Raw genomic sequence first — 23,996 nt, forward strand, 5'->3', positions numbered from 1 at the left:
CAACTTTTGGTCAGTGTACCTGATTTTCTGTCATTTTGCTTAAATGCTATTACATAATATAACCATGTATATTTAATGGTTATTTGTTTTTTTCTTCAATATGGCTTGCCAGTGTTTTAGTCTTTTTTGAAGAGTTTGTGGAAAAGGTTTCTTTTCTCTGGCTCTGGGGAAAAAACTATTGATCGTATTTTGATCGTGCTTCTCCCAGAGAGCAGGATTCTGGGTTAATCTTTCATACCACATTGGTTTATTAATAAGAATATCGTTTTTGAAATCAGAAGGCAGGGCGAAAAGAAAATTATCCATAAAATTTTTAGCTAAATTACTTGAGGGGTATTTTTTTAAAATAATGAGCTTATTTAAAAAAATATTTTTTAAGTAGTATTGCCATTCTTTCCTTTCGCCAAAAAAGGGTTCTATTGGTTTGGAGGACCATTCAGTATTTTTGAACTGTATGATAGTAGGATCAATAATAATTCTCTGGCTTTGATGGTAAGCTTCAATAACAAGGTGAGTTGTAGGGCAGCTATCGTCTACGCCACGCCAGATGAATACGCCAATCGCCTGATGTGGTATATGCATTCTATGAAGATATTCACTGACGTAATCGGCACATCTGAAACAGGCTGTTTTAGGTGATTTAATAAAATCTAATATATTTTTATCATTACGAATCTCATCTAAAAAATTCACAATTGCACCTTTATTCATAAAATGGATTGACAAATTTTTTTGGTTATAAAATATATGTATATACAACAACAGGTTGACATTGACAAGAAAAAAGTAACGGAGAGAAACTAATGTCAATTGGACTTAAAGATAGCGATATTATTTGGCGCAATGCTAGACTTGCCACAATGAACCCTACAATCAACAACATAGATGGAAAACACAATTACGGCATGCTGGAACGACATGATTTGATCATCCGGGATGAAAAAATTCTGGCGATTTTACTAACAGAAAGTGTGCCAGCTAATTGTTGTAAGGTGATTGATGCGGAGCAGCGATTAATCACCCCCGGCCTGATAGATTGTCATACTCACTTGGTTTTTGGTGGCAATCGGGCATCGGAATGGGAACAGCGTTTGAATGGCGTTTCTTATGAAAAAATCAGTGCTAAAGGCGGTGGAATTAATGCTACAGTCAATGCAACCAGGCAAAGTTCAGCCCAACAATTGGAAATTGCCGCTCAAAAGCGACTTAATGCTTTGATATCTGAAGGTGTAACGACAATTGAGATGAAATCGGGTTATGGATTGGATCTAAAAAATGAAGAAAAACAACTGCAAGTTATGCAAACACTAAAGCAAAAGAACTCCGTTGAAATCAGCCCGACTTTACTCTCAGCTCATGCAGTTCCTTCTGAATATAAACATAATCCTGATGCTTATGTCGATTTAGTTTGCAATACCATTCTTCCTGCCCTTTGGCAAAAGCAGTTATTTGAATCTGTTGATGTTTTTTGTGAAACCGTTGGATTTAGTCTCCAGCAAACTAAACGGGTCTTTGACGCAGCCAAAAAACTCAATATTCCCATCAAGGGCCATGTGGAGCAGCTTTCTAATTTAGGCGGATCTGAATTGGTGGCGGATTATCAAGGATTATCCGTTGATCATATTGAATATCTGGATGAAAAAGGAGTTGAAGCGATCAGTCGCAGTGGGACTGTCGCCGTGTTATTGCCGGGAGCATTTTATTTCCTGAGAGAGACTAAACGTCCTCCTATTGCCTTATTGCGTCAATATCGTGTACCGATGGCTATTTCGACGGATTTTAATCCGGGAACCAGCCCTTTTACATCTTTGCGTATGATGATGAATATGGCCTGTGTCCAGTTTGGTTTAACACCAGAAGAGGCATGGCAGGGAGTGACTATCCATGCGGCACGTGCATTAGGGCGGGCAGATAGCCACGGCCAGTTATCAGCAGGTTATGTAGCTGATTTTATTGTCTGGGATGCCCGGGACCCCGTTGATATATTATACGAACTTGGACATAACCCATTGGTTTACCGTGTTTATCGCGGAGCAATCACACATAGCTCTATACATCGTAATTCATAAGTAGTATCGCTTGGAAAACAACACATTATTTAGAGAACAATAAATAGTGAGGGGTATAACATGAAATTATGGCATCCGACATCAAAAAACATTTGGCAAGGACGGAATGATCTTGCAGAAGCAAACAATGCATTACGAGTATTCCAGACGATAAAACAGCCCACCAGTTTCTCTCCAGAACAATTTCCGAACCATATTGCATTGTTGGGATTTGAATGTGATGAAGGAGTAAAACTTAACCAAGGGCGACCGGGAGCTAAATTAGGGCCTGAATATCTGCGCCAGTCATTGGCAAATATGGCGAGTCATGATGGGCATGAATGGCTGGTGGATTTGGGTAATATCCGGGCTAATAGTGGACAATTAAGTGAGGCCCAGAATGCCCTGAGTGATGTTGTCTATGAGTGTCAGAATCAGAAAATGCGGACGTTAATTTTTGGAGGCGGACATGAAACGGCATTTGCTCATGGCATGGGCATTTATCGTGCGTTTCCAACTCAACGGGTAGGGATTATTAACTTTGATGCGCATCTGGATCTGCGGAATGCGCCACAACCCACATCGGGAACCCCATTTCGTCAGCTTGCTGATTATTGTCATCAGCAACAACGTCCATTCAATTACACTTGTGTAGGTGCCAGTCTGGCCTCGAATACGCAGGCTTTATTAGACGAAGCTAATCACCTTGATGTCACAATTATTTGGGATACTCAATGTATTGACTCTATGTTGGATAAAGTACAGAAACAGATACAAGATATCATTAATCAGGTTGAAATCATTTACATGACTATTGATTTGGATGTGTTGCCAATCTGGCAAATGCCATCAGTATCGGCTCCGGCTGCGTTGGGCGTTCCGCTAGAACGCTTATTATCATTGATTCAATCCATTTGTCAGAGTAAAAAATTACAGGCTATTGATTTAGTTGAACTTAATCCGCTGTATGATATTCAGGGTATGGGCGGTAAAGCAGCGGCTCGTCTTGCATGGCAATTAGTGCATTGGTGGAATGGATAATTCGTGAAATAAATAGGAGTAAGAAGGAATTTATTGTGACCATTGATTTATCAGATAAAGCGGCTAAGCCTGTGCCTCTGTATGCAAAAGTTAAACAAGCAATTGTTGAAAAAATCTATACAGGGGAGTGGAAGCCGCATGATAGGGTTCCTTCAGAATCTGAACTAGTTAAGCAATTTAACTGTAGTCGCATGACAGCAAACAGGGCATTGCGGGAGCTGACAGCAGAAGGATTTCTGTTCCGTCTGCAGGGGGTAGGTTCATTTGTTGCAGAGCCTAAAGGACAATCTGCCCTGTTTGAAATACACAGTATTGCTGATGAGATTGAGGCTCGCTCCCATCGGCATAGTTGCAAAGTACTGAAGCTTGCAGAAGTGACGGCTAATATGACTCAGGCCGCAGAGTTGGCAATCGAGATTGGCACATTTATTTATCATTCAATTATTGTTCATTATGAAAACGACATTCCTGTACAAATTGAAGATCGTTATGTCAATGCGTTGGCGGTGCCAGAATATCTGCGGCAGGATTTCAGTCAGCAAACTGCTCATGATTATTTATCGATAGTGGCTCCTCTTACGGAAGGAGAGCACATTGTAGAAGCGGTTGCAGGTGATGCCCGTTCTTGCCGTTTGCTGCAAATAGAAGAAAATACTCCTTGCTTGTTGATAAGCCGACGAACCTGGTCGAAAGAGCATATTGTTTCCAGTGCTAAATTATTATTTCCCGGCAACCGTTATAAATTGAAAGGGCGTTTTAGTTCATGATTCGGAGCTTATGATTTGGTTGAGACATCTCCTCTTTGCTTTACGCATAGAGGAGAGAGGAAAGAGTATATTGTGATAACAATGTAAATAATATGTGATATAAAACACAAAACCAGCAAAAATACGCTTCTGCCAGCCTGAAAATAAATCATTATCATCTTATTGATCTTCCTAACAAAAGAAAACACACAAAATTATTGACTTTATCTTCGTCACATTTTTGCCTATTGAATATACATGTATATACAACTATACAATTAATAAATTTTCATAAAGGCGAAAAAGGAAAAAACCGTGACAACGCAAAATAATAAATTCAGTAACGCGGTCATTCGTGCTCCCAGAGGAAAGCAACTCACAGCAAAAAGTTGGTTGACGGAAGCACCGCTCCGTATGTTGATGAATAATCTTGACCCTGACGTAGCAGAAAATCCGCATGAACTGGTCGTTTATGGTGGAATTGGTCGTGCAGCCAGAAATTGGCAAAGTTATGAAAAAATCGTTGAAACTCTGAAAGATCTGGAGAATAACGAAACATTACTGGTGCAATCAGGTAAGCCTGTCGGAGTTTTCAAAACCCATGAGAATGCGCCTCGTGTATTGATTGCAAACTCAAATTTGGTTCCACATTGGGCAACGTGGGAACACTTTAATGAACTGGATGCCAAAGGGTTAGCAATGTATGGTCAGATGACTGCCGGTAGTTGGATATACATCGGTAGTCAAGGAATTGTACAAGGCACTTATGAGACATTTTTTGAAGCGGGACGCCAGCATTATAACGGTGATCTGACAGGTCGTTGGGTATTGACTGCCGGTTTAGGTGGCATGGGTGGTGCACAACCTCTGGCAGCAACATTGGCGGGGGCTTCATCACTCAATATTGAATGTCAGCAAAGCCGTATTGATTTTCGTCTGCGTACTAGGTATGTAGATGAACAAGCAACTGATCTGGATGATGCACTGGCACGTATTAAGCGTTACACCGAGGAAGGTAAGGCGGTATCGGTAGCACTGTGCGGTAATGCAGCAGAAATTTTGCCGGAGTTAGTTCGCCGTGGTGTTCGTCCTGATATGGTAACAGACCAAACCAGTGCCCATGATCCATTACATGGTTATCTGCCAGTGGGTTGGACATGGGAAGAGTATTGCCGCCGTGCTGAAACAGAGTCAGAAGTGGTGATTCAGGCTGCGAAAGCCTCAATGGCAGTACATGTTGAAGCGATGCTGACTTTCCAGAAACAGGGTATTCCTACTTTTGATTACGGTAATAATATCCGTCAAATGGCAAAAGAAATGGGTGTTGAACATGCTTTTGATTTCCCGGGTTTTGTGCCTGCCTATATTCGCCCACTCTTTTGCCGCGGGATTGGGCCTTTCCGTTGGGCTGCTCTTTCCGGTGATCCTGAAGATATTTACAAAACCGATGCCAAAGTAAAAGAGCTGTTGCCAGATGACACCCACTTGCATCGTTGGCTGGATATGGCACGGGAACGTATCAGCTTCCAGGGCTTGCCTGCACGTATTTGTTGGGTTGGTCTGGGAGATCGGGCTAAATTGGGTTTGGCATTTAATGAAATGGTACGTAGTGGCGAACTTTCAGCGCCAATCGTGATTGGGCGTGATCATCTGGATTCAGGTTCAGTGGCAAGCCCCAACCGTGAAACGGAATCAATGAAAGATGGGTCTGATGCGGTTTCCGACTGGCCATTACTCAATGCGCTATTAAATACAGCCAGTGGTGCAACATGGGTATCTTTGCACCATGGTGGTGGTGTGGGCATGGGATTTTCTCAACACTCAGGCATGGTCATTGTTTGTGATGGTTCGGATGAAGCAGCAGAACGTATTGCCCGGGTACTGCACAACGATCCGGCGACGGGTGTTATGCGTCATGCTGATGCGGGTTATGAACTGGCGGTTCAATGTGCAAAAGAGCAGGGATTGAACTTACCCATGCTGAATACGCGAGCAGTAGAAAACTCATCAGTAAATACAAAAGCGGCAGAAACGAAATAAGGAACGTTATTAATATGAAAAACATCATTATTCATCCGGGAAAAATGACGCTTGAAGAGTTACGCCATGTTTATCAGCATTCCGTACAAATAACTTTGGATGCACAATGCTTCCCGGCGATTGAGAGCAGTGTTGAATGTGTTAACCGCATTATCAGCGAAAACAGAACCGCTTACGGAATTAATACCGGTTTCGGCTTGCTGGCAAATACCCGAATTGCAGAGCGGGATTTAGAAGAGTTGCAACGCTCTATCGTAATGTCACATGCAGCAGGTGTTGGTGAGCCTTTATCGGATGAAATCGTCCGGTTGATTATGGTCTTGAAAATCAACAGTCTGGCTCGTGGTTATTCCGGTATTCGTTTGGAAGTTATTCAGGCATTGGTAACATTGGTAAATGCCGAAGTTTACCCTTGCATTCCAAGTAAAGGCTCGGTTGGGGCTTCTGGTGATTTGGCTCCACTGGCGCATATGAGTCTGTTATTGTTGGGAGAGGGCAAAGCCCGTTATCGTGGTGGATGGTTGCCGGCAAAAGAAGCCTTGGCAAAAGCGGGACTGAAGCCAATTCGACTGGTGGCAAAAGAGGGGCTGGCACTACTTAACGGTACACAAACCTCAACTGCATTTGCTCTGAAAGGGCTTTTTGCGGCGGAAGAGTTACTTGCATCTGCCATTGTTTGTGGTGCCCTGTCTGTTGAAGCGGCATTGGGGTCCCGTAAACCATTTGATGCGCGTATTCATGAAGTGCGTGGGCAGCAAGGGCAAATTGATGTTGCAGCTTTATACCGTATCGTACTGGAAGAACAAAGTGACATTTCTGCCTTCCACGAAAACTGCCCGAAAGTGCAGGATCCTTATTCGTTACGCTGTCAGCCACAGGTAATGGGAGCTTGTCTGGCCCAAATTCGCCATGCTTCTGATGTCATTATGGTTGAGGCTAATGCAGTTTCTGATAACCCACTGGTCTTTACTGAACAGGATGAAGTGATTTCTGGTGGTAACTTCCATGCAGAACCTGTCGCAATGGCATCGGATAATCTGGCTATCGCACTGGCGGAAATCGGCGCGTTATCAGAACGCAGGATTGCTCTGCTGATGGATAGTAATATGTCTCAGTTGCCACCATTTCTGGTCAAAAACAGCGGAGTTAATTCCGGTTTCATGATTGCTCAGGTAACCGCGGCTGCTTTGGCAAGTGAAAATAAAGCACTGGCACATCCTTCCAGTGTTGATAGCCTGCCGACCTCAGCGAATCAGGAAGATCATGTGTCAATGGCACCGGCAGCAGGTCGCCGCTTGTGGGAAATGGCGGATAATGTCAGGGGAATTCTGGCGATTGAATGGTTGACGGCTTGTCAGGGGATGGATTTTCGTGAAGGCCTAAAAAGTAGTCCGATTCTGGAAAAAGCCCGCCATATTCTGCGTGAGAAAGTAACATATTACGATAAAGATCGTTTTTTCTCACCAGACATTGAAACGGCTATTCAATTGTTAGCAGAGCAACAACTTTCTGCACTGTTGCCGGCTGGTACGATCCTGTCGAATAGCAATACCCTGAAAAACTACATAAATTAAATTATTCTTAGGCCGATTTTCCGGCCTTATCGTTGTATTTATCTTTCACATCTAATAATAAAAGAAATAAGGATAAATCATGCAAAACATCTCACAACTCAAGCGTGGGTTAAGTGTTCGTCATATTCGGTTTATGGCACTGGGGTCGGCAATTGGTACTGGGCTTTTTTATGGTTCTGCGGGAGCCATTCAAGCTGCAGGGCCTGCGGTATTGTTGGCATACGCTATTGGTGGTGCGGCAGTTTTTATGGTTATGCGTGCATTAGGGGAAATGGCTGTCCATAACCCCGTGCCGGGTTCTTTCTCCCATTATGCCAATCATTATCTGGGGCCATTGGCGGGGTTTCTGACCGGGTGGACTTATGTATTTGAAATGTTGGTTGTTTGTCTGGCGGATGTCACCGCATTTGGCCTCTATATGAAACTTTGGTTTCCCCATGTTGATCAATGGATCTGGGTTCTCGGTATCGTCTTTTTCATCGGGGCGATAAATCTGTGTAACGTCAAAGTGTTTGGTGAAATGGAGTTTTGGCTTTCCATCATTAAAGTCGCAGCGATTGTTGCCATGATTATCGGTGGTTTCGCGATTATGATGTATGGATTTGGTCAGGAAGCGGGTCATGTTACCGGGTTGTCAAACCTGTGGGAACATGGTGGTTTCATGCCGAATGGTATTGCAGGAGTGATTGCTTCATTTACAGTTGTGATGTTTGCATTCGGTGGTATTGAAGTTATCGGTATTACCGCCAGTGAAGCGAAAAATCCGGCACAATCCATTCCACGGGCAATTAATGCGGTGCCGCTGCGTATTTTGCTATTTTATATTCTTACTTTGTTCGTGCTGATGTGTATTTATCCGTGGAATCAAGTTGGTCAGAATGGCAGCCCGTTTGTCCAGATCTTCTCCAGTCTGGGGATTAACTCCGCAGCCAATATCCTGAATATTGTTGTTATTACTGCTGCCATTTCAGCGATTAACAGTGATATTTTTGGCGCGGGGAGAATGATGTATGGCATGGCGCAGGAAAAACAGGCTCCTGCTTCTTTCACCAAACTGACTCAACATGGAGTACCGTGGATCACAGTATTGGCAATGTCAGTAATTTTGCTAATCGGTGTCGTTTTGAACTATCTGTTGCCTGAACAAATCTTTGTCATTATTGCTTCCATTGCAACATTTGCCACCGTGTGGGTATGGCTGATGATTTTGTTGTCACAATATATGATGCGCCGGAAAATGCCGGCGGAAGAGGCTAAACAGCTTAAATTTCCGGTTCCGTTGTGGCCAATAGCTCCAGCTCTGACAATTGCATTTATGGCATTTATCATCATGGTACTGGGTTATTTCCCCAATACGCGCGTTGCACTGTTTGTGGGGATCGTGTGGATCGTGCTACTGACTGTCAGTTATTTCTTATGGGTAAAAAAATCGAGTGAAAAAACTGCCTGATAAAGAAAATGGGTAACGCTAATAAAAAACCATCCTGTTGATGCAGGGTGGTTTTTGTGTTTTTGTTACTCTTACATGAGTCTCTGAGCTTAAAATAATTCGTACATTCAGATTGCTGATTTGTGGCATGGATCATGGCAAACTAACGCACTAATGACATTTTTGTGGTTTAGAGGTATTTGTGGATAAGATTTTTGTAGATGAAGCCGTCGCAGAGCTGCATACCATTCAGGATATGCTGCGTTGGACAACCAGCCGTTTCAGTGCAGCCAGCATCTATTATGGTCATGGAACGGATAACCCGTGGGATGAGGCTTTGCAATTGGTTCTTCCAACACTGTACCTGCCTCTGGATATTCCAGAAAATATGATGACAGCCCGCCTGACAACAACAGAGCGTCATCGTATTGTTGAACGTGTTCTGCGCCGTATCAACGAGCGTATTCCCGTTGCTTATTTGACTAACCGGGCGTGGTTCTGTGGGCATGAATTTTATGTTGATGAGCGGGTTTTGGTGCCACGTTCGCCAATTAGTGAGCTGATTAACAATCAGTTTGCCGGGTTGCTCCCACAGGAGCCTTCGACCATTCTTGATTTGTGCACAGGAAGTGGCTGTATTGCAATTGCTTGTGCTCATGCCTTCCCTGAAGCGGAAGTTGATGCGGTTGATATTTCTGCTGATGCTTTGGCCGTTACTGAGCACAATATTGAAAATCATGGGCTTTTGCATCGTGTCATACCGATTCAGTCAGATTTATTCCATGATATGCCTCCGATGAAATACGATCTGATTGTGACTAATCCGCCTTATGTGGATGAGGAAGACATGAACGATTTGCCGGATGAGTTCCACCGTGAGCCAGAGTTGGGGCTGGCAGCGGGAAGTGATGGATTGGATCTGGCCCGTTGCATTCTCGCCACAGCACTGGATTTCCTCACAGAAGAAGGTGTGTTGATATGTGAAGTGGGTAACAGCATGGTTCATTTGATTGAACAATATCCTGATGTGCCATTCACATGGTTGGAGTTCGAACATGGTGGTGATGGTGTTTTTATGCTGACACGCAAACAATTGACCGAATATCACGAACATTTCCATCTATTTAAAGACTAATATTTTGTCATTGTGCTGATGGTTAAGGCGTTTTTTCATCAATTTTATTTAAATTAAATTGATGAAATCAATTAGGCTTTAACCATTGGTTAGGTTATTGTTAGTCAATATCAAATCTTTAACACACATCTTTAACACATAAACGCATAAGAGATAATGGCAGGATAGGAATGGCAGGAAACAGTATTGGGCAGTTTTTCCGTATCACGACATTTGGTGAATCTCACGGGGTTGCATTGGGGTGTATTGTTGATGGTGTTCCGCCGGGCATTGCTATTACAGAAGACGATTTGCAAATCGATTTGGATAGACGTCGTCCGGGAACCTCTCGCTACACTACACAGCGCCGTGAACCTGATCAGGTACGAATTCTTTCTGGCGTTTTTGAAGGTGTGACAACAGGAACCAGTATTGGCTTATTAATTGAAAACACCGATCAGCGTTCACAAGATTACAGTGCGATTAAAGACGTTTTTCGCCCCGGTCATGCAGATTATACCTATGAGCAGAAATATGGATTGCGTGATTATCGTGGTGGTGGACGTTCATCTGCCCGTGAAACTGCGATGCGTGTTGCCGCTGGTGCGATTGCAAAAAAATACTTGTTTGAAAAGCATGGCATCCGTATTCGTGCTTGTCTGACCCAGATGGGAAATATTCATTGTGAATTGAAAGATTGGGATCTCGTTGAGCAGAACCCGTTTTTCTGCCCTGATGAAAGTAAACTAACCCAACTTGATGAGCTATTGCGTGCTCTGAAAAAAGAGGGGGACTCCATTGGCGCTAAGGTGACGGTAGTTGCTGAGAATGTACCAGCAGGATTGGGAGAGCCGGTTTTTGATCGTTTGGATGCAGATATCGCCCATGCTTTGATGAGCATTAATGCCGTGAAAGGGGTTGAAATTGGTGATGGTTTTGATGTTATTAACTTACGTGGCAGTGAAAATCGGGATGAAATCACTTCACAAGGTTTTACCAGTAACCATGCTGGCGGCATTCTGGGGGGGATCAGTAGCAGCCAGCCAGTTATTGCTCACATCGCGCTGAAACCGACATCCAGCATTATGGTATCGGGTAAGACCATTAATCGTCAGGGCGAAGAGGTAGAAATGGTGACTCGCGGTCGACACGACCCTTGTGTTGGTATTCGGGCGGTTCCTATTGCAGAGGCCATGATGGCGATTGTACTGATGGATCATCTGCTGCGTCAGAGAGCGCAGTGTGCAGATGTAACATCTTCACTTCCGCGCTGGTAAATCGGTAACAGCTTTTCTTGGGTATATTTTCCGAGATTAAGCATCTAACGATGCCAAAAGATATCCTGATGAAACGGGTAATTAATTTTCTGGTGAAATAAATAATGGAATGGCCATTACTGGGTCCGGAAGTTTATGGTTTTCTCTTTTTAGTTGCTCTGGTTGCGGGCTTTATCGACTCTATAGCAGGTGGTGGTGGATTACTGACTATTCCTGCTCTACTATCAGCAGGTGTTTCTCCGGTGCAGGCATTAGCGACAGGAAAACTTCAGTCCGTAGGTGGCTCGTTATCTGCCAGCCTGTATTTTATCCGTCGTGGTATAGTGAACCTACGCCCTCAGCGATTTTCCATCGTTATGACAGTGTTAGGTGGCATGTCGGGGGCATTGCTGGTTCAGTTTGTATCACCAGATTTATTGCGTTACGCCCTGCCTATGTTAGTGATGATTATTGGCCTTTACTTTCTGCTTGTACCTAATATTGGTGCAGAAGATCGACAGCATCGTTTAGGGCCGATTGCCTTTGGTTGTTTTGCGGGAGGCGGGATAGGTTTTTATGATGGTGTATTCGGGCCGGGAACCGGTTCTTTTCTGGCACTCTCTTACGTAACGCTCTGTGGTTACAATCTGGCGAAGGCAACAGCACATGCAAAAGTGTTAAACTGCGCAGCCAATCTCGGTGCATTAGGTTTCTTTATTCTTGGCGGGCAGGTTCTATGGCTGTTGGGTTTTGTCATGCTGGCTGGTCAGATGATTGGTGCTCGTTTAGGCGCTGGTTTGGTATTGAGCAGAGGGCAAAAGTTGATCCGTCCAATGCTGGTGACTATCTCTTTTCTAATGAGTATCAAACTCCTCCATGATCAACATGGCGACACCATCCGTTCCTGGCTGGCATTTTATTTTTGATTTTAGGATATTAATTTTAGGATATTGTATTAATACATGGCTGGACATCACTATCAACAACTGATTGAAATTTTTGATAATTGCTTTAGCGATGATTATAACACCCGTTTGATAAAAGGTGATAATGAGCCGGTTTATCTGCCCGCAGATGAAGAGGTAGTTTATAATCGGGTTGTGTTTGCCCATGGTTTTTACGCCAGTGGATTGCACGAAATTTCGCATTGGTGTATTGCGGGTAAAGAACGTCGCAAATTGGTTGATTTTGGTTACTGGTATTGCCCTGACGGTCGTGATGCTCAGACTCAAGCGGAATTTGAGAAAGTCGAAGTTAAACCACAAGCATTAGAATGGTTATTTTGTGTAGCTGCTGGTTTTCCTTTCAACATTAGTTGCGATAATTTGGATGGCGATTTTGAGCCGGATCGTTTTGCTTTTCAGCGGAAAGTTCATGCGCAAGCCATGACATATCTTGAAAACGGAATACCCATCCGTGCAGCACGCTTTCTTCATGCACTGCAATCGTTTTACAATACGCCTCCACTAAAAGCAGTACATTTCCCTTACCCGGAAGATCCTTTTGCTGACTAATATTGATTTTTTGAGGAAAAACAATGCTCGCAGAGTTTGAAACACGCATTCTGGCATATATAGATGATATGGTTGAACATGCCAGTGATGACGAATTATTTGCTGGTGGATACCTCCGCGGGCATCTGACGCTGGCTGTTGCCGAATTGGAACAAGAAGGCACTAATACTATTGAACAGCTTCACCTGCGTGTAGAAGAAAGTGTCCATAAAGCGATTAAGGCGGGAGAATTGACGCCACCGGATCAAGTTTTAGTTTTGACGACCTGGCAAAAGCTATTGGCAAAACTTCTGGACAGTGTGAAAGCGTGATTTATTGATGCTGAAATTATTTCTTGGGGCTGTTTTTCAGCCCTTATTTTTTGTTCAGGTAAAGTAAACCTCAATGTTCGGTTACATAAAAATTCGCAATAGCTCGCAATAACTATAATAAACTGAAAAGTGTAAATCTTTATTGATCATTTTATAGTGTATATAGATTAAGATAATGTGGTTAGCAGAATTACTTAGAGGGTTTTTAAATCATATTTTGTGTGACGCCGTTCTTTTTGAGGAGATTAAAATAATTATGTTATTAGTAGAACGCGTGATGATTAAAAAAATTAATGATGGTAAAGTTTAGGTTACAGTTTAGTAAATAATTAGGTGTTTTTTTAGTTGTATATCCAATAATTTCTGGATTGCCTCAATAAAGGGAAGATATGGGTACTCTACCAGAGTAATTGGAGAGGAAATTTAATTTTAGAAATGCGATTAAATAAAAAATAGAGCACGTAATTCATAATAAATAGGATGAATTATCTGTGAAAGTTCAGAATTGAAAAGGATATTTCAGGAGATAACACTATGGGATTGGGAAGTTGCTCTGTGCGAAGTGGATATGGATTTTATACTGATGATAAGATGTTTTTGTTACCTGAATCGATAAGTTTTAGTGCGTCAAGACGGAGGGGAAGACAAAATATGAACCTACAATTGGAAAAAAGATTTGAAAACCTGGAAATAGATGTTTCTCAGTTAAAGATAGATGTTTCATTGTTAAAAACAGATGTTTCACAGTTAAAAGAAGATGTCTCACTGTTAAAAACAGATGTCTCACAATTAAAAATAGATGTGGAAGTTATAAAATCCAACTATGCGACAAAAGCTGATATTGAATCAGTAAAGGCACTGATTCATAATGAAATAACATCTGTAAATAAAGAAATGTCATCTGTATATAAGGAAGTATCAGATAAAATAACAGCTCAAACTAAGTGGATGGTAACAGTGATGTTTGGTTTTTCTGGTATTATTATCGCAGCAATGAAATTTATGCTTTGAATAGCTTTGTGAGTCAATGAACTGACATGTTTTTAATTCTTATTTATTAGTGTAATATTTATTTCAATGTTATTAATATGACTATAAAATAAATAAGTTGTCAGGGTAAGTTATGTTTACTATTCGTCGTACACAAACATCAGATATAAGTCAATTACCTGCAATTGAATATTCTGCTGCACAGTTGTTTCGTTTTATACCTGATTTGGCCTGGATTGCTGATGGTCATGTAAAAATGGAACAACAACATTTGGAATATATTGCTCAGGATAATAGCTGGGTAGCTTTGAGAGATAAGGAGCATCCGATAGGCTTTATTCTGGCTAAACCTTTGGGTGATGGACTGCATATCTTTGAACTGTCTGTGCATGGAGATTGGCAGAGAAGGGGAATAGGTAAAGCATTAATAGAAACAGTTATTCAGGTTGCTAAACAACGTAAACTACAGGCTGTAACCTTGACGACTTTCCGTCATGTCAGTTGGAATGCTCCCTTTTATCAACGACTGGGATTTTCCATTTTAGAACCTCAGCAGATGAGTGAAGTATTGGAACAGATTTTACAAGATGAAATTAAATATGGGTTTTCGGCAGTTCAGCGTTGTGCAATGAAACGCTCAGTGATTACATGAGAAAGCTACAATTAAATTTTAATCGTTTTAATTAATGTGGGTTCAGTAGCATCAGGCATAATTTTGTTATGCCTGATGCAAATTGGGGTTTATGCGTGCGTAGTAAAACTTCAGTCTTTGCGACATCCTCTTTAGGGCGGTGAGGATGTCAAAAATTAAGGTTTTTCTGCTTTCACTTTTTTACCGCGTAACAGCTTTCTGACCCAGAAACGATTCGGATGCAAGGCTGCTAATGTTTCATCATCAAATGGTAAGGCTTCATTAAATACTTGCCCTGCAAGTAATTCAGCACTTAAAGGAGCAGAGCACAAACCACGTGAACCTAATGCACCAATAACAAATAAATCAGGGTAACGAGGTGATTCGTCTATTTTCTCCCTGGATTGTATCTGTTGAGGTAAATCGGCATACTTTGCCATAATTTCACTGAGAACAGGTACATTGCCGACCATTGGCATATGATCCCGAATTACACATCGTATCCCCTGACGGGATTTATCCTCTGAAATGTCAACTTGTTTTACCCAATCAACATCAGGGAAACACTTCAGGAGACGGTCACGATTCTCCTGCTGTTCGGCAGAAGAATACTGAGTATCTAATTGATCGCGCTGATAACTCGCCCCAATACAGTGATACTGATTTTTGGGGTTAACGGGAGTCATATAACCATCGTAACACAGCACACTTTTTAGCTGGCTAAGTAGGTCAGTTGTTGGGATATGGCTGACTTGACCACGGACTGCGGTAACAGGTAATTTTTCGGTCTGTTCAAATTGAGCCAGGCAATGCCCATTGGCAATGATAACCACTTTGTGGTTTTTAAGTTGTATTTGTCCCTGATGTTTAATGTGTAGTTGCCAACCATTTTCATATTGAACCAGTCGTATTATTTCGTGGTTGAGATATGTACTCATACCACGCTGTTGTGCAAGTTTGATAACTTCTTGAGTCAATTGAGCTGGGTATAACCATCCTCCCTGTGGATAATGGATACCATGATAGTTGACATCTAGTCCGCTGATTTGACTCAACTGTTGGCGATCCATCCCAGTAGCAATATCTTCCGGCCATGCTGTGTGCAGCATATTGTCGATTTTCTTGCTACTTTTTTCATCGTAAGCTAATTGGCTAACACCACACCATTGATGCTCAAATAACACATTTTCATTAATCAGTTCATCGTATTGACGACGGGCAAAGGTGAATGCAGAGGTAAAGAAACGCTCTAATGGATCATGACGACCAGTCAGTAAAGGATAAAGCGCGCCTTGTTGGTTACCTGATGCACCTTGTGCTGGCTGTGTATCCTGACAATATAGCGTGACTTTTGCACCACGTCGCAGTAAAGCAAGAGCAGTGAATGCACTGGCAATACCTCCGCCAATGATTGCGATATCATCAGTATGATTTGTGCCAGGGCGGGCAAACCAAGGCATATCAGTTTTGGAGTTGTGAACTGAGGGAGGTAAAATGCCTGTCAGCATCTCTCTCTTATGCCCAAATCCCTTAACTTTTGTGACAGTGAAGCCTGCTGTTTGTAGTCCACGGCGTACTAAACCTGCTGATGTGAATGTCGCAAATGTTCCTTCTGGACGAGAAAATTTTGCCATTGCAGTGAACAGCTGTTCGCTCCACATTTGTGGGTTTTTGGCGGGAGCAAAACCATCTAAAAACCACGCATCAACTTTACCTGTCAGGTTGGAATTTACTTTGGGCAATAGTTCATTTACGTCTCCAAACCAGAGATCCAGAGTAATAGCGCCATTATCCAGAATTAACCGATGACAACCTGCGAGTGGTAAAGGCCACTGCTGACATAATTCTTCAGAAAACTTCTGAAGCTCTGGCCAGCGTTGATGTGCACTTTTTAGGTCAGCGATTTTTAATGGATATTTTTCAAAACTAATATAGTGCAGCCTTTTTAGCGTAGCGTCTGGGTGTTGCTGTTTGAACTCTGAAAAAGACTGCCAGAGTGCAAGGAAATTTAGCCCAGTACCGAATCCGGTTTCGGTAATGACGCAATCAGAACGGCAATGTGTGCTAAAACGTTGGGGAAAATGATTGCCTTTTAAAAATACATATATGGTTTCTTCTAACCCATCTTGATTTGAGAAATAAACATCATCAAATTGCTTAGAAATAGGTGTGCCTTGTTCATTCCAGCTTAGGGTTGCGCTACTGATAGCACTGTTTTGCACAATACTGTTGTTCAAAATAAGGCCTGTATTGTTGAGAATAATAGAGGATTTTAACGGTCTTGATGCTGTTACACCACTTATGAGCAATCTTAAAGTCTGGGTTATGATCAATTGTTCATGATTTTTATCCTGATCGGACTTGTTCAGCGTACAAGTGTACGCTAAAGTGCGAGAAGGAAATCCCGTAGGTAAACATATTGGTGAGGTAATTAATGAAACGAGCAGTAATCACTGGTTTGGGCATTGTATCTAGTATTGGTAATAACCAGGAAGAGGTGCTGAAATCTCTGAAAGAAGGCCGTTCCGGGATAACTTTTTCCGAAGAATTCAAAGAAATGGGGCTTCGCAGTCACGTATGGGGGAATGTCAAACTGGATACAACGGGTTTGATTGACCGTAAAACACAGCGTTTTATGAGCGATGCTTCTGTTTATGCTTATCTGGCGATGGATGAGGCAATCAAAGATTCTGGTCTTTCCGATGAGCAGGTTTCTAATTTACGTACAGGGCTGGTTGTCGGCTCTGGTGGTGGTTCTCCACATAATCAGGTTGTCTGTGCGGATGGTATGCGTGCCCGCGGTTTACGAGGAGTTGGGCCTTATATGGTGACACGGACAATGGCCTCCGGCGTTTCCGCCTGCCTGGCAACACCGTTCAAAATTAAAGGCGTAAGTTACTCTATCAGTTCTGCTTGTTCGACTTCTGCACACTGCATTGGTCATGCCGTTGAATTAATCCAGCTTGGTAAACAGGACGTTATTTTTGCCGGTGGTGGTGAAGAACTGAGCTGGGAAATAGCCTGTGAATTTGATGCAATGGGAGCACTCTCTACCAAATATAATGAAACACCAGACTGTGCTTCCCGTACTTATGATCAAAACCGTGACGGCTTTGTTATTGCTGGCGGTGGCGGTATTGTCGTTGTTGAAGAATTAGAACACGCATTGGCTCGTGGTGCACATATATATGCTGAGGTTATTGGCTACGGAGCGAATTCAGATGGTTTGGACATGGTTGCACCTTCAGGTGAAGGGGCTGTGCGTTGTATGAAAATGGCTCTGGATGGTATTGAAGGTGAGGTGGATTATATTAACACTCATGGCACATCAACACCTGTTGGCGATTTGAAAGAGCTGGAAGCGATTAGAGAAGTATTTGGTGACAAGACACCAGCTATTTCAGCAACTAAGGCGATGACCGGGCATTCTTTGGGGGCTGCCGGTGCCCAGGAAGCGATTTACAGTTTATTAATGTTAGAGCATGGAATTATTGCACCAAGTATTAATATTGAAGAGCTGGATGAAAAAGCCCTTGGTATGGATATTATTACTGAACCTACCGAACGCGAGCTAAAGACGGTTATGTCTAATAGCTTCGGGTTCGGCGGTACAAATGCCTCTCTGGTAATGCGCAAGTATCTGAACTGATTTTCCAAAACTGAAAAGTTTTACCGACCTACATAAAAGCCAATTTACCAACTACGTGGATTGGCTATAAATCTTCTCATTTTTCTTACGTTTTTTATGAACTACCCGCAAGATAGGTGGGACGATAATAACCAGCGCAGCTAAAACCAACAAAGATTGAGCAATGGTACTGCCCCACAAAATTTCAAAATGACCGTTACTGATTGAAAGTGCCCGTCTTAAGTTCTGCTCCAGCATTTCACCTAATACAAACCCTAAAATGAGCGGCGACATTGGAAAGTTCATTTTCCTAAGAATATAACCGAACACCCCCAGACCGACCATCAACATCAGATCGAATGTTGTACTGTGTATGGCATAAACTCCGACTGCTGAAATGGTGGCTATGGCTGGCACTAGGAACCACAGGGGGATACTCAACATACGGGTAAACAGCCCAATCATCGGAATGTTCATGATAAGTAAAAGAATATTGGCGATAAGTAGGGCAGCAATCAATCCCCAGACTATATCCGGTTGCTCTGTAAACATAGCAGGCCCCGGTGTGATGTTGTAGAGCGTCAGTGCACCTATCATTACGGCTGTAGTACCTGAACCGGGGACACCCAGAGTAAGCATAGGAATGAATGAACCACATGCTGATGCATTATTGGCTGCTTCAGGTGCGGCCACACCACGGATATCGCCTTTACCAAATGAATCGCTGTTTCCACTAAGCCGTTTTTCTGTCATGTATGTGATTGCGCTGGCAATTGTTGCTCCGGCACCGGGTAAGATACCAACAAAGAAACCAATGACTGAGGAGCGTAATATTGGTCCGGTACAGGTTTGGGCCTCTTTTTTGTTAAATAGTAATCGTCCGGTTTTACTTATTACTTTTTGTCCAGTGGAGGTGCTCTCAAGCATCAGCAGAATTTCGCTGACAGAGAACAGACCGATTACAACGACAATAAACTGAATGCCATCAGAAAGGTGGACACTATCAAACGTGAAGCGATAAACCCCAGTATTAGCATCGACTCCTACTGTCGCTAATCCTAACCCAATCAAAGCAGCCAGTAGAGATTTGACAGGGTTCTGGCTCATCATGCTGCCAAGACAGGCAATCGCAAACACCATCAGAGCAAAATATTCAGCAGGCCCGAACGCCAAAGACCATTTGGCCAGAAGAGGAGCAAACAAAATGATACCAACAATGGCTAAGAGTGAACCACAAAATGAGCTGATTGCTGAGATAGACAATGCAACACCAGCTTGCCCCTGTTTTGCCATAGGGTATCCATCAAGAGCGGTCATAATCGCGGCGGCATCTCCCGGAACATTCAGCAGAATTGAAGATATCCGACCTCCATATTCACAACCAATATAAACCGTTGCCAATAAAATTAAGGCGGATTCTGCGGGTAATTTCAAGGCAAAAGCTAACGGCAATAAAATGGCAACACCATTTATTGGGCCTAGACCGGGGAGTAAACCAACAACAGTACCAATAAAGCAGCCTATTAATGCGATAATCAGATTCTTAGGGATTAATGCAACTTCAAAACCTTGTGTCAGGTATATCCAAGTATCCATTTTATTCTCCTTACCTGAACAGACTACCAATGGGTAGCGTGACATCTAACAGGCGATCAAATACAAAAAAGAGTGATATACCTAAGCTCACACCAGAAATCATTGCGGCGAGGAGTGAGGCATTAAACAGCAATGCGATGCTGATGGTCAATAATGTCGTCGCCAAAGGAAAGCCTAACCACTCAAATGTTCCTGCATAAAAGACCAGTGAAACAATTAGCAACAATAAACGGCGCAGCACTTGTGGTGTAGGCCAATGAGTCTTCTCAGTTTTCTTGAATAGCAGTAACAGAGCACATAGCGCCATTAATGAGATAATGGCAATCGGGAATGGTCGCGGCCCCAGAGGCTCATAGCTGTATTCACTATGAATACCCCAGCCAATGACTAATCCTATTCCACACAGAGCTAACCAGATAGCAGCAAAGATACGATCGCTCATGATGCTATTCCCGTTATTTTGCTAAACCAAAGGATTTTGCCATCTCATGGTATTGAGTAACCTGTTTTTGCACATAGTCATCCAACTCTTTACCTGTCATATTGAATTCGAAAAGACCACGTAGTTCGCGTTGTTTTTTAAATTCATCTGTTTGTTGTAGTTTGTTGAATGTGTCTACCCACCATTGATATTGTTCATCAGAAACTTTGGGACCCATGTAAAAACCACGAATAACTGGCCATACGATGTTGTAGCCTTGCTCTTTGGCTGTTGGGATATTTGCCAAAGCACCATCAAGCCTTTTATCGGCATAGACAGCAAGAACACGCAGCTTATCACTCGTCAGATAAGGTAAGGTTTCACTGATATCCCCAGAGAAAACCTGAATATGCTTACCCAGCAGCGCTGTGATTGCTTCACCACCACCTTCAAAGGCGACGTAGCGCATTTTGCGCGGATCAACATCAGCTTGTTTCGTCAGTAAGGCCGTTTTCATCCAATCCTGACCACCAATGGAAGCTCCGGCACCAAATACGATGCTGGCAGGATCTTTCTGGAATGTATCAATGAGATCTTTTAAGGTCTTGTAATGAGAGTCTTTGTGAACAGCAATTATACCATAATCAGTACCAACACTGGTCAGCCAGCGCACATCATTCACGTTATAGCGTCCGAATTTTCCTTGAGCAAGATTTAACAGAGAGCCACCAGAAAAGGCGACAATAGTGCCGGGTTCGGCAGGCCGTTGGGCAACAATAGCATTATAGGCAACGGCTCCAACACCTCCGGGCATAAATGTTACCCGCATAGGCGAATCAATAGCTTTGGTATCCAGCAATGAGACTTGCACTAACTTGCAGGTTAAATCGAAGCCACCACCGGGTTTAGCAGGGGCAATACATTCAGTTCTGTCAGGGGCATCAATAGCAAAGGTATTGGTACAGAAAAATAAGCCGATAGTAGTTAATAATGTTTTGAGTATCTTCATTTTTTATTCCTTACATAGCACCAGTGATGGAAACAATTTTATAAATTCCCGGTACATTATTATTTATAGAACCGAAATATTCTATTAACAGAAAAAAGTGTCTGGATGTGACATTAATCACTTAATTTGAAAGATGTTGATTTTTTAAATGCCTCAAGGTTTTTTGAAGTTATGTAATATGATTACTGAAAGTGACTTTGCATACTTGTAGTATTTTCAGAATATAAAATAATTTTTAAAAAATTAATAGGAATATGTTTGTTTTAGATATTTATCTAAATAATTTTGATATTAATAAAAATAAATTTATGGATTATAAATGTTTTTGTAATTCGTTGTATTCATTGAGGGTAATAACATCCATACTAAAATTATATATGGGGCCTAGAATGATTAAAGTAACATTACTGACTTTTTCTGGACTGGAAGATTATTACTGGTATTACTATGATCTTGATTATGAAATGAACTCAAGATGGTTACTAGGGCTATTCAGGGATAATATTAAGGGAATTAACTTTGGAGAAACTTGTGGAAAACTTGGATTCTCTGGTTTTTTAGTCGAAATTGATGGCACTGAACAGACAATAGCACATAGTTATGGGTTGACTAATTCTTTTTATGTATGTGATGGAAGAGCCTTTGATCTTTATCAAAGTAGATATCTTGGCTTCGCTTTAATGGAGTCCTCTAAGCAAAACAGTAACCTTAAGGCCGCAATATTTCAGGATATAATTAATCTTCAGCAAGATACTTCCGATTGTTCTGAGGGAGGCGATCCAGATGAAGATCTGCATAATGAAAAAAGATATACTTTACACGATGCAAATAGTGATGAACTCTATACAGTAAATATTGTGAGTCCGAAAACGGGTAAGTTGATTGCTGTACAAGCGGGCTTGTTCAATACAAATTTCTGGACTACACCTGAAAAGCAGAAGTTACATAACTGTTATTCTTACGCCTGTAATTATGCAGGTGGGAGCTATTCTCAACCGGGAGGGAATACCGAGAAACTCCGACAAGAACGTACTATGAAAGTTGTTATAGATGGCGCAATTTCAGATGGATTAGTTATGTTGGATGATTATCGAAATGAAAGAGACTACCCGAACCATGTTGTAGCACTTTTTACTACTGACGATTATGCGGATGACTGGGACTACCATTGGTATAGATTGGTTTTAAATAATAAGCACGAACGTTCCCATATGTGGGCTCATAAACCAGGGAGAATGTCAGTCAGAAAAACGGATAATAAGAATGAAATTATAAAAGATCCCCGTAATGCAGAACGCGGAAAATATACCCAATTCGGAGGATATTTTAGAGTAAATAATCAAGTAAAAATAAAATAGTCAGTTAACAAGTGATTCTTGTATAAAATTAATTTGGATATTCAATATCTGGTTGATTTTTTTCTTTAGCTCTGTTTTCTTTGGTATTGTTTTCCGATTAACTTTTATGACCCTATTATATAAATGATAAAGTCATAAGCTATTTTATCATGATAACTATTTACAATTATCGCCCAGTGAAGCATTGGGCGATAATTGGTAAAACTATTGTTGATAAAGTGCTACTTAAGTTTTCTGACGAGTGATTGGGATACGTAATTGTTGAGCAAGAATTACGCCAGCCAGCACAATACCCCCACCAATCAGATGATAGCTATACATTTTCTCATGGAGTACCGAGATGGCAATAATTGCGGTGAAAACCGGAGCCAGGTTCATAAAGATTGAGGTCATATTAGCGCCAAGGCGAATAACCCCTTGTATCCACAGATAAGGAGCAATAATTGAAGCCGGAATACCTGCAAATAGCACAAGAGAAATATTATTGCTGGTTAACCGGACATCTTCTGTCATCATGAAGTTAGGCAAAAGTAATAATACCCCGAAGCCGATCTGTACATAGAGTGATTGCCAGTTGGGTAATGGAATTGCCCAGCGTTTGGTCAGAACGCCGTACAGAGCGTAGGCTGCTGATGCAATAAACATCATCATGTATCCTGACCCTAATCCGTGTTGTAACAGGGAAGCAGGTTCTCCTTTGCCAACTAACCATATAAGGCCAAACAGAGAAAAAACTGTGCCGAGCATAATTCCAACTGTCGGGGCAACTCGCAGGACAAAAATACTGAGTATGACAGTCAGCAATGGGATCAACGAAGTAAAGATCCCTATCAGTGTTGCACTGACAGTATGGGCAGCGTAGTAAACCAGACTTTGATTAAGAACCATACCGAGGGAGCCGAGGATCAATAACTTCCACCAATATCGGGTAAGCATTTTCCACTGTTTCAGTGCGGGTAATAAGATAAAAGGAGTTAAAGCCAAAAAAGCGATGAACCAGCGATAGAAAGCGATAGCAGCAGGTTCAATTGAAGTGGCGGCGGCTTTACTGACCACAGCGTTAATTGACCAAATTAGTACAGCAATAAGGGGAAACAATAAATTCTTCATTGAGTTAAATCGCGTATATCAGAATATCGTGCACTTAGTGTAACAATGACCGATTTATTGTATATATTTATAATCTGCCAATTGATGTAGCCATCAAGACAAGTTACAAATCCCCTCTGTTATTTGAAATAGATCTTGTACCAATAGATTTCGAGTGACTTCTGGCAAAGAGGCAACTCG

At 42.0% G+C, this 23,996-nt stretch carries 21 protein-coding genes; 15 read left to right on the top strand and 6 right to left on the bottom strand.

Annotated elements, in window-relative coordinates:
- Positions 1–72 precede the first annotated feature (72 nt).
- Positions 73–693, bottom strand: coding sequence for a hypothetical protein (locus Xbud_RS12770; protein ID WP_169923069.1), 621 nt, complete (start codon positions 691–693; stop codon positions 73–75).
- A 110-nt stretch (positions 694–803) separates the two neighbouring features.
- Here Xbud_RS12770 and hutI point away from each other — a divergent pair, with 110 nt between their 5' ends.
- The 13 genes from hutI to Xbud_RS12835 all read left to right on the top strand — a co-directional run bounded on the left by hutI (position 804) and on the right by Xbud_RS12835 (position 14,715).
- Positions 804–2,069, top strand: a complete 1,266-nt coding sequence (gene hutI, locus Xbud_RS12775) for an imidazolonepropionase (protein WP_099136421.1) — start codon at positions 804–806, stop codon at positions 2,067–2,069.
- A 60-nt stretch (positions 2,070–2,129) separates the two neighbouring features.
- Positions 2,130–3,089: a formimidoylglutamase gene (gene hutG / locus Xbud_RS12780; protein ID WP_099136422.1), complete on the top strand. Its 960-nt coding sequence runs from the start codon at positions 2,130–2,132 to the stop codon at positions 3,087–3,089.
- Between the two features lie 35 nt (positions 3,090–3,124).
- Positions 3,125–3,856 carry a histidine utilization transcriptional repressor HutC gene (hutC, locus tag Xbud_RS12785; protein ID WP_416778029.1) on the top strand — a complete coding sequence of 244 codons (732 nt, stop codon included), beginning with the start codon at positions 3,125–3,127 and terminating at the stop codon, positions 3,854–3,856.
- Between the two features lie 294 nt (positions 3,857–4,150).
- On the top strand, positions 4,151–5,875 hold the full coding sequence (hutU, locus tag Xbud_RS12790; protein WP_099136423.1) for a urocanate hydratase: 1,725 nt from the start codon (positions 4,151–4,153) through the stop codon (positions 5,873–5,875).
- A gap of 14 nt (positions 5,876–5,889) precedes the next feature.
- Complete coding sequence (hutH, locus tag Xbud_RS12795; RefSeq protein WP_099136424.1) at positions 5,890–7,449, top strand: histidine ammonia-lyase; 1,560 nt, start codon at positions 5,890–5,892, stop codon at positions 7,447–7,449.
- A gap of 79 nt (positions 7,450–7,528) precedes the next feature.
- Positions 7,529–8,899, top strand: a complete 1,371-nt coding sequence (locus tag Xbud_RS12800; protein WP_099136425.1) for an amino acid permease — start codon at positions 7,529–7,531, stop codon at positions 8,897–8,899.
- A 181-nt stretch (positions 8,900–9,080) separates the two neighbouring features.
- Complete coding sequence (prmB, locus tag Xbud_RS12805; protein WP_099136426.1) at positions 9,081–10,013, top strand: 50S ribosomal protein L3 N(5)-glutamine methyltransferase; 933 nt, start codon at positions 9,081–9,083, stop codon at positions 10,011–10,013.
- 170 nt (positions 10,014–10,183) lie between these two features.
- A complete protein-coding gene (gene aroC, locus Xbud_RS12810) occupies positions 10,184–11,269 on the top strand; it encodes a chorismate synthase (protein WP_099136427.1) in 1,086 nt (361 codons plus the stop codon).
- 104 nt (positions 11,270–11,373) lie between these two features.
- Positions 11,374–12,174 carry a sulfite exporter TauE/SafE family protein gene (locus Xbud_RS12815; protein WP_099136428.1) on the top strand — a complete coding sequence of 267 codons (801 nt, stop codon included), beginning with the start codon at positions 11,374–11,376 and terminating at the stop codon, positions 12,172–12,174.
- 36 nt (positions 12,175–12,210) lie between these two features.
- On the top strand, positions 12,211–12,762 hold the full coding sequence (locus Xbud_RS12820) for an elongation factor P hydroxylase (protein WP_099136429.1): 552 nt from the start codon (positions 12,211–12,213) through the stop codon (positions 12,760–12,762).
- A 23-nt stretch (positions 12,763–12,785) separates the two neighbouring features.
- Positions 12,786–13,073 carry a YfcL family protein gene (locus Xbud_RS12825; RefSeq protein WP_099136430.1) on the top strand — a complete coding sequence of 96 codons (288 nt, stop codon included), beginning with the start codon at positions 12,786–12,788 and terminating at the stop codon, positions 13,071–13,073.
- Between the two features lie 534 nt (positions 13,074–13,607).
- A complete protein-coding gene (locus Xbud_RS12830; protein ID WP_145956635.1) occupies positions 13,608–14,084 on the top strand; it encodes a hypothetical protein in 477 nt (158 codons plus the stop codon).
- Between the two features lie 112 nt (positions 14,085–14,196).
- Positions 14,197–14,715, top strand: a complete 519-nt coding sequence (locus Xbud_RS12835) for a GNAT family N-acetyltransferase (RefSeq protein WP_099136432.1) — start codon at positions 14,197–14,199, stop codon at positions 14,713–14,715.
- A gap of 155 nt (positions 14,716–14,870) precedes the next feature.
- Here the strand turns inward: Xbud_RS12835 and mnmC are convergent, their stop codons facing one another.
- Entirely contained in the window at positions 14,871–16,916 is a 2,046-nt protein-coding gene (mnmC, locus tag Xbud_RS12840; RefSeq protein ID WP_099136461.1) for a bifunctional tRNA (5-methylaminomethyl-2-thiouridine)(34)-methyltransferase MnmC2/FAD-dependent 5-carboxymethylaminomethyl-2-thiouridine(34) oxidoreductase MnmC1, read from the bottom strand.
- A gap of 212 nt (positions 16,917–17,128) precedes the next feature.
- Between mnmC and fabB the strand changes: the two genes are divergently transcribed.
- On the top strand, positions 17,129–18,343 hold the full coding sequence (fabB, locus tag Xbud_RS12845) for a beta-ketoacyl-ACP synthase I (RefSeq protein WP_099136433.1): 1,215 nt from the start codon (positions 17,129–17,131) through the stop codon (positions 18,341–18,343).
- A gap of 51 nt (positions 18,344–18,394) precedes the next feature.
- Here fabB and Xbud_RS12850 read toward each other — a convergent pair whose 3' ends face one another.
- Genes Xbud_RS12850 through Xbud_RS12860 form a run of 3 tightly spaced genes read right to left on the bottom strand, consistent with a single transcriptional unit; the run spans position 18,395 to position 21,348 of the window.
- Complete coding sequence (locus tag Xbud_RS12850; protein WP_099136434.1) at positions 18,395–19,918, bottom strand: tripartite tricarboxylate transporter permease; 1,524 nt, start codon at positions 19,916–19,918, stop codon at positions 18,395–18,397.
- A gap of 10 nt (positions 19,919–19,928) precedes the next feature.
- The gene (locus Xbud_RS12855; protein ID WP_099136435.1) at positions 19,929–20,360 is read right to left on the bottom strand and encodes a tripartite tricarboxylate transporter TctB family protein; all 432 of its coding nucleotides are present in this window, start codon (positions 20,358–20,360) and stop codon (positions 19,929–19,931) included.
- A gap of 13 nt (positions 20,361–20,373) precedes the next feature.
- The gene (locus tag Xbud_RS12860; protein ID WP_099136436.1) at positions 20,374–21,348 is read right to left on the bottom strand and encodes a Bug family tripartite tricarboxylate transporter substrate binding protein; all 975 of its coding nucleotides are present in this window, start codon (positions 21,346–21,348) and stop codon (positions 20,374–20,376) included.
- Positions 21,349–21,737: 389 nt separating this feature from the next.
- Here Xbud_RS12860 and Xbud_RS12865 point away from each other — a divergent pair, with 389 nt between their 5' ends.
- The gene (locus tag Xbud_RS12865) at positions 21,738–22,706 is read left to right on the top strand and encodes a hypothetical protein (RefSeq protein ID WP_099136437.1); all 969 of its coding nucleotides are present in this window, start codon (positions 21,738–21,740) and stop codon (positions 22,704–22,706) included.
- A 225-nt stretch (positions 22,707–22,931) separates the two neighbouring features.
- Here Xbud_RS12865 and Xbud_RS12870 read toward each other — a convergent pair whose 3' ends face one another.
- Positions 22,932–23,816 (bottom strand): DMT family transporter, encoded by an 885-nt coding sequence (locus tag Xbud_RS12870; protein WP_099136438.1) that lies wholly within the window; start codon positions 23,814–23,816, stop codon positions 22,932–22,934.
- Positions 23,817–23,996: the final 180 nt, after the last annotated feature.

The sequence above is a fragment of the Xenorhabdus budapestensis genome, assembly GCF_002632465.1.
GTDB lineage: Bacteria > Pseudomonadota > Gammaproteobacteria > Enterobacterales > Enterobacteriaceae > Xenorhabdus > Xenorhabdus budapestensis.

Bases quoted from the DNA above. Each gene is read 5' to 3' on its own strand.
- hutI (WP_099136421.1), top strand. From the start codon at position 804: ATGTCAATTGGACTTAAAGATAGCGATATTATTTGGCGCAATGCTAGA.
- hutG (WP_099136422.1), top strand. From the start codon at position 2,130: ATGAAATTATGGCATCCGACATCAAAAAACATTTGGCAAGGACGGAAT.
- hutH (WP_099136424.1), top strand. From the start codon at position 5,890: ATGAAAAACATCATTATTCATCCGGGAAAAATGACGCTTGAAGAGTTA.
- Xbud_RS12800 (WP_099136425.1), top strand. From the start codon at position 7,529: ATGCAAAACATCTCACAACTCAAGCGTGGGTTAAGTGTTCGTCATATT.
- aroC (WP_099136427.1), top strand. From the start codon at position 10,184: ATGGCAGGAAACAGTATTGGGCAGTTTTTCCGTATCACGACATTTGGT.
- Xbud_RS12815 (WP_099136428.1), top strand. From the start codon at position 11,374: ATGGAATGGCCATTACTGGGTCCGGAAGTTTATGGTTTTCTCTTTTTA.
- Xbud_RS12820 (WP_099136429.1), top strand. From the start codon at position 12,211: ATGGCTGGACATCACTATCAACAACTGATTGAAATTTTTGATAATTGC.
- Xbud_RS12825 (WP_099136430.1), top strand. From the start codon at position 12,786: ATGCTCGCAGAGTTTGAAACACGCATTCTGGCATATATAGATGATATG.
- Xbud_RS12830 (WP_145956635.1), top strand. From the start codon at position 13,608: ATGGGATTGGGAAGTTGCTCTGTGCGAAGTGGATATGGATTTTATACT.
- Xbud_RS12835 (WP_099136432.1), top strand. From the start codon at position 14,197: ATGTTTACTATTCGTCGTACACAAACATCAGATATAAGTCAATTACCT.
- fabB (WP_099136433.1), top strand. From the start codon at position 17,129: ATGAAACGAGCAGTAATCACTGGTTTGGGCATTGTATCTAGTATTGGT.
- Xbud_RS12850 (WP_099136434.1), bottom strand. From the start codon at position 19,918: ATGGATACTTGGATATACCTGACACAAGGTTTTGAAGTTGCATTAATC.
- Xbud_RS12855 (WP_099136435.1), bottom strand. From the start codon at position 20,360: ATGAGCGATCGTATCTTTGCTGCTATCTGGTTAGCTCTGTGTGGAATA.
- Xbud_RS12860 (WP_099136436.1), bottom strand. From the start codon at position 21,348: ATGAAGATACTCAAAACATTATTAACTACTATCGGCTTATTTTTCTGT.
- Xbud_RS12865 (WP_099136437.1), top strand. From the start codon at position 21,738: ATGATTAAAGTAACATTACTGACTTTTTCTGGACTGGAAGATTATTAC.
- Xbud_RS12870 (WP_099136438.1), bottom strand. From the start codon at position 23,816: ATGAAGAATTTATTGTTTCCCCTTATTGCTGTACTAATTTGGTCAATT.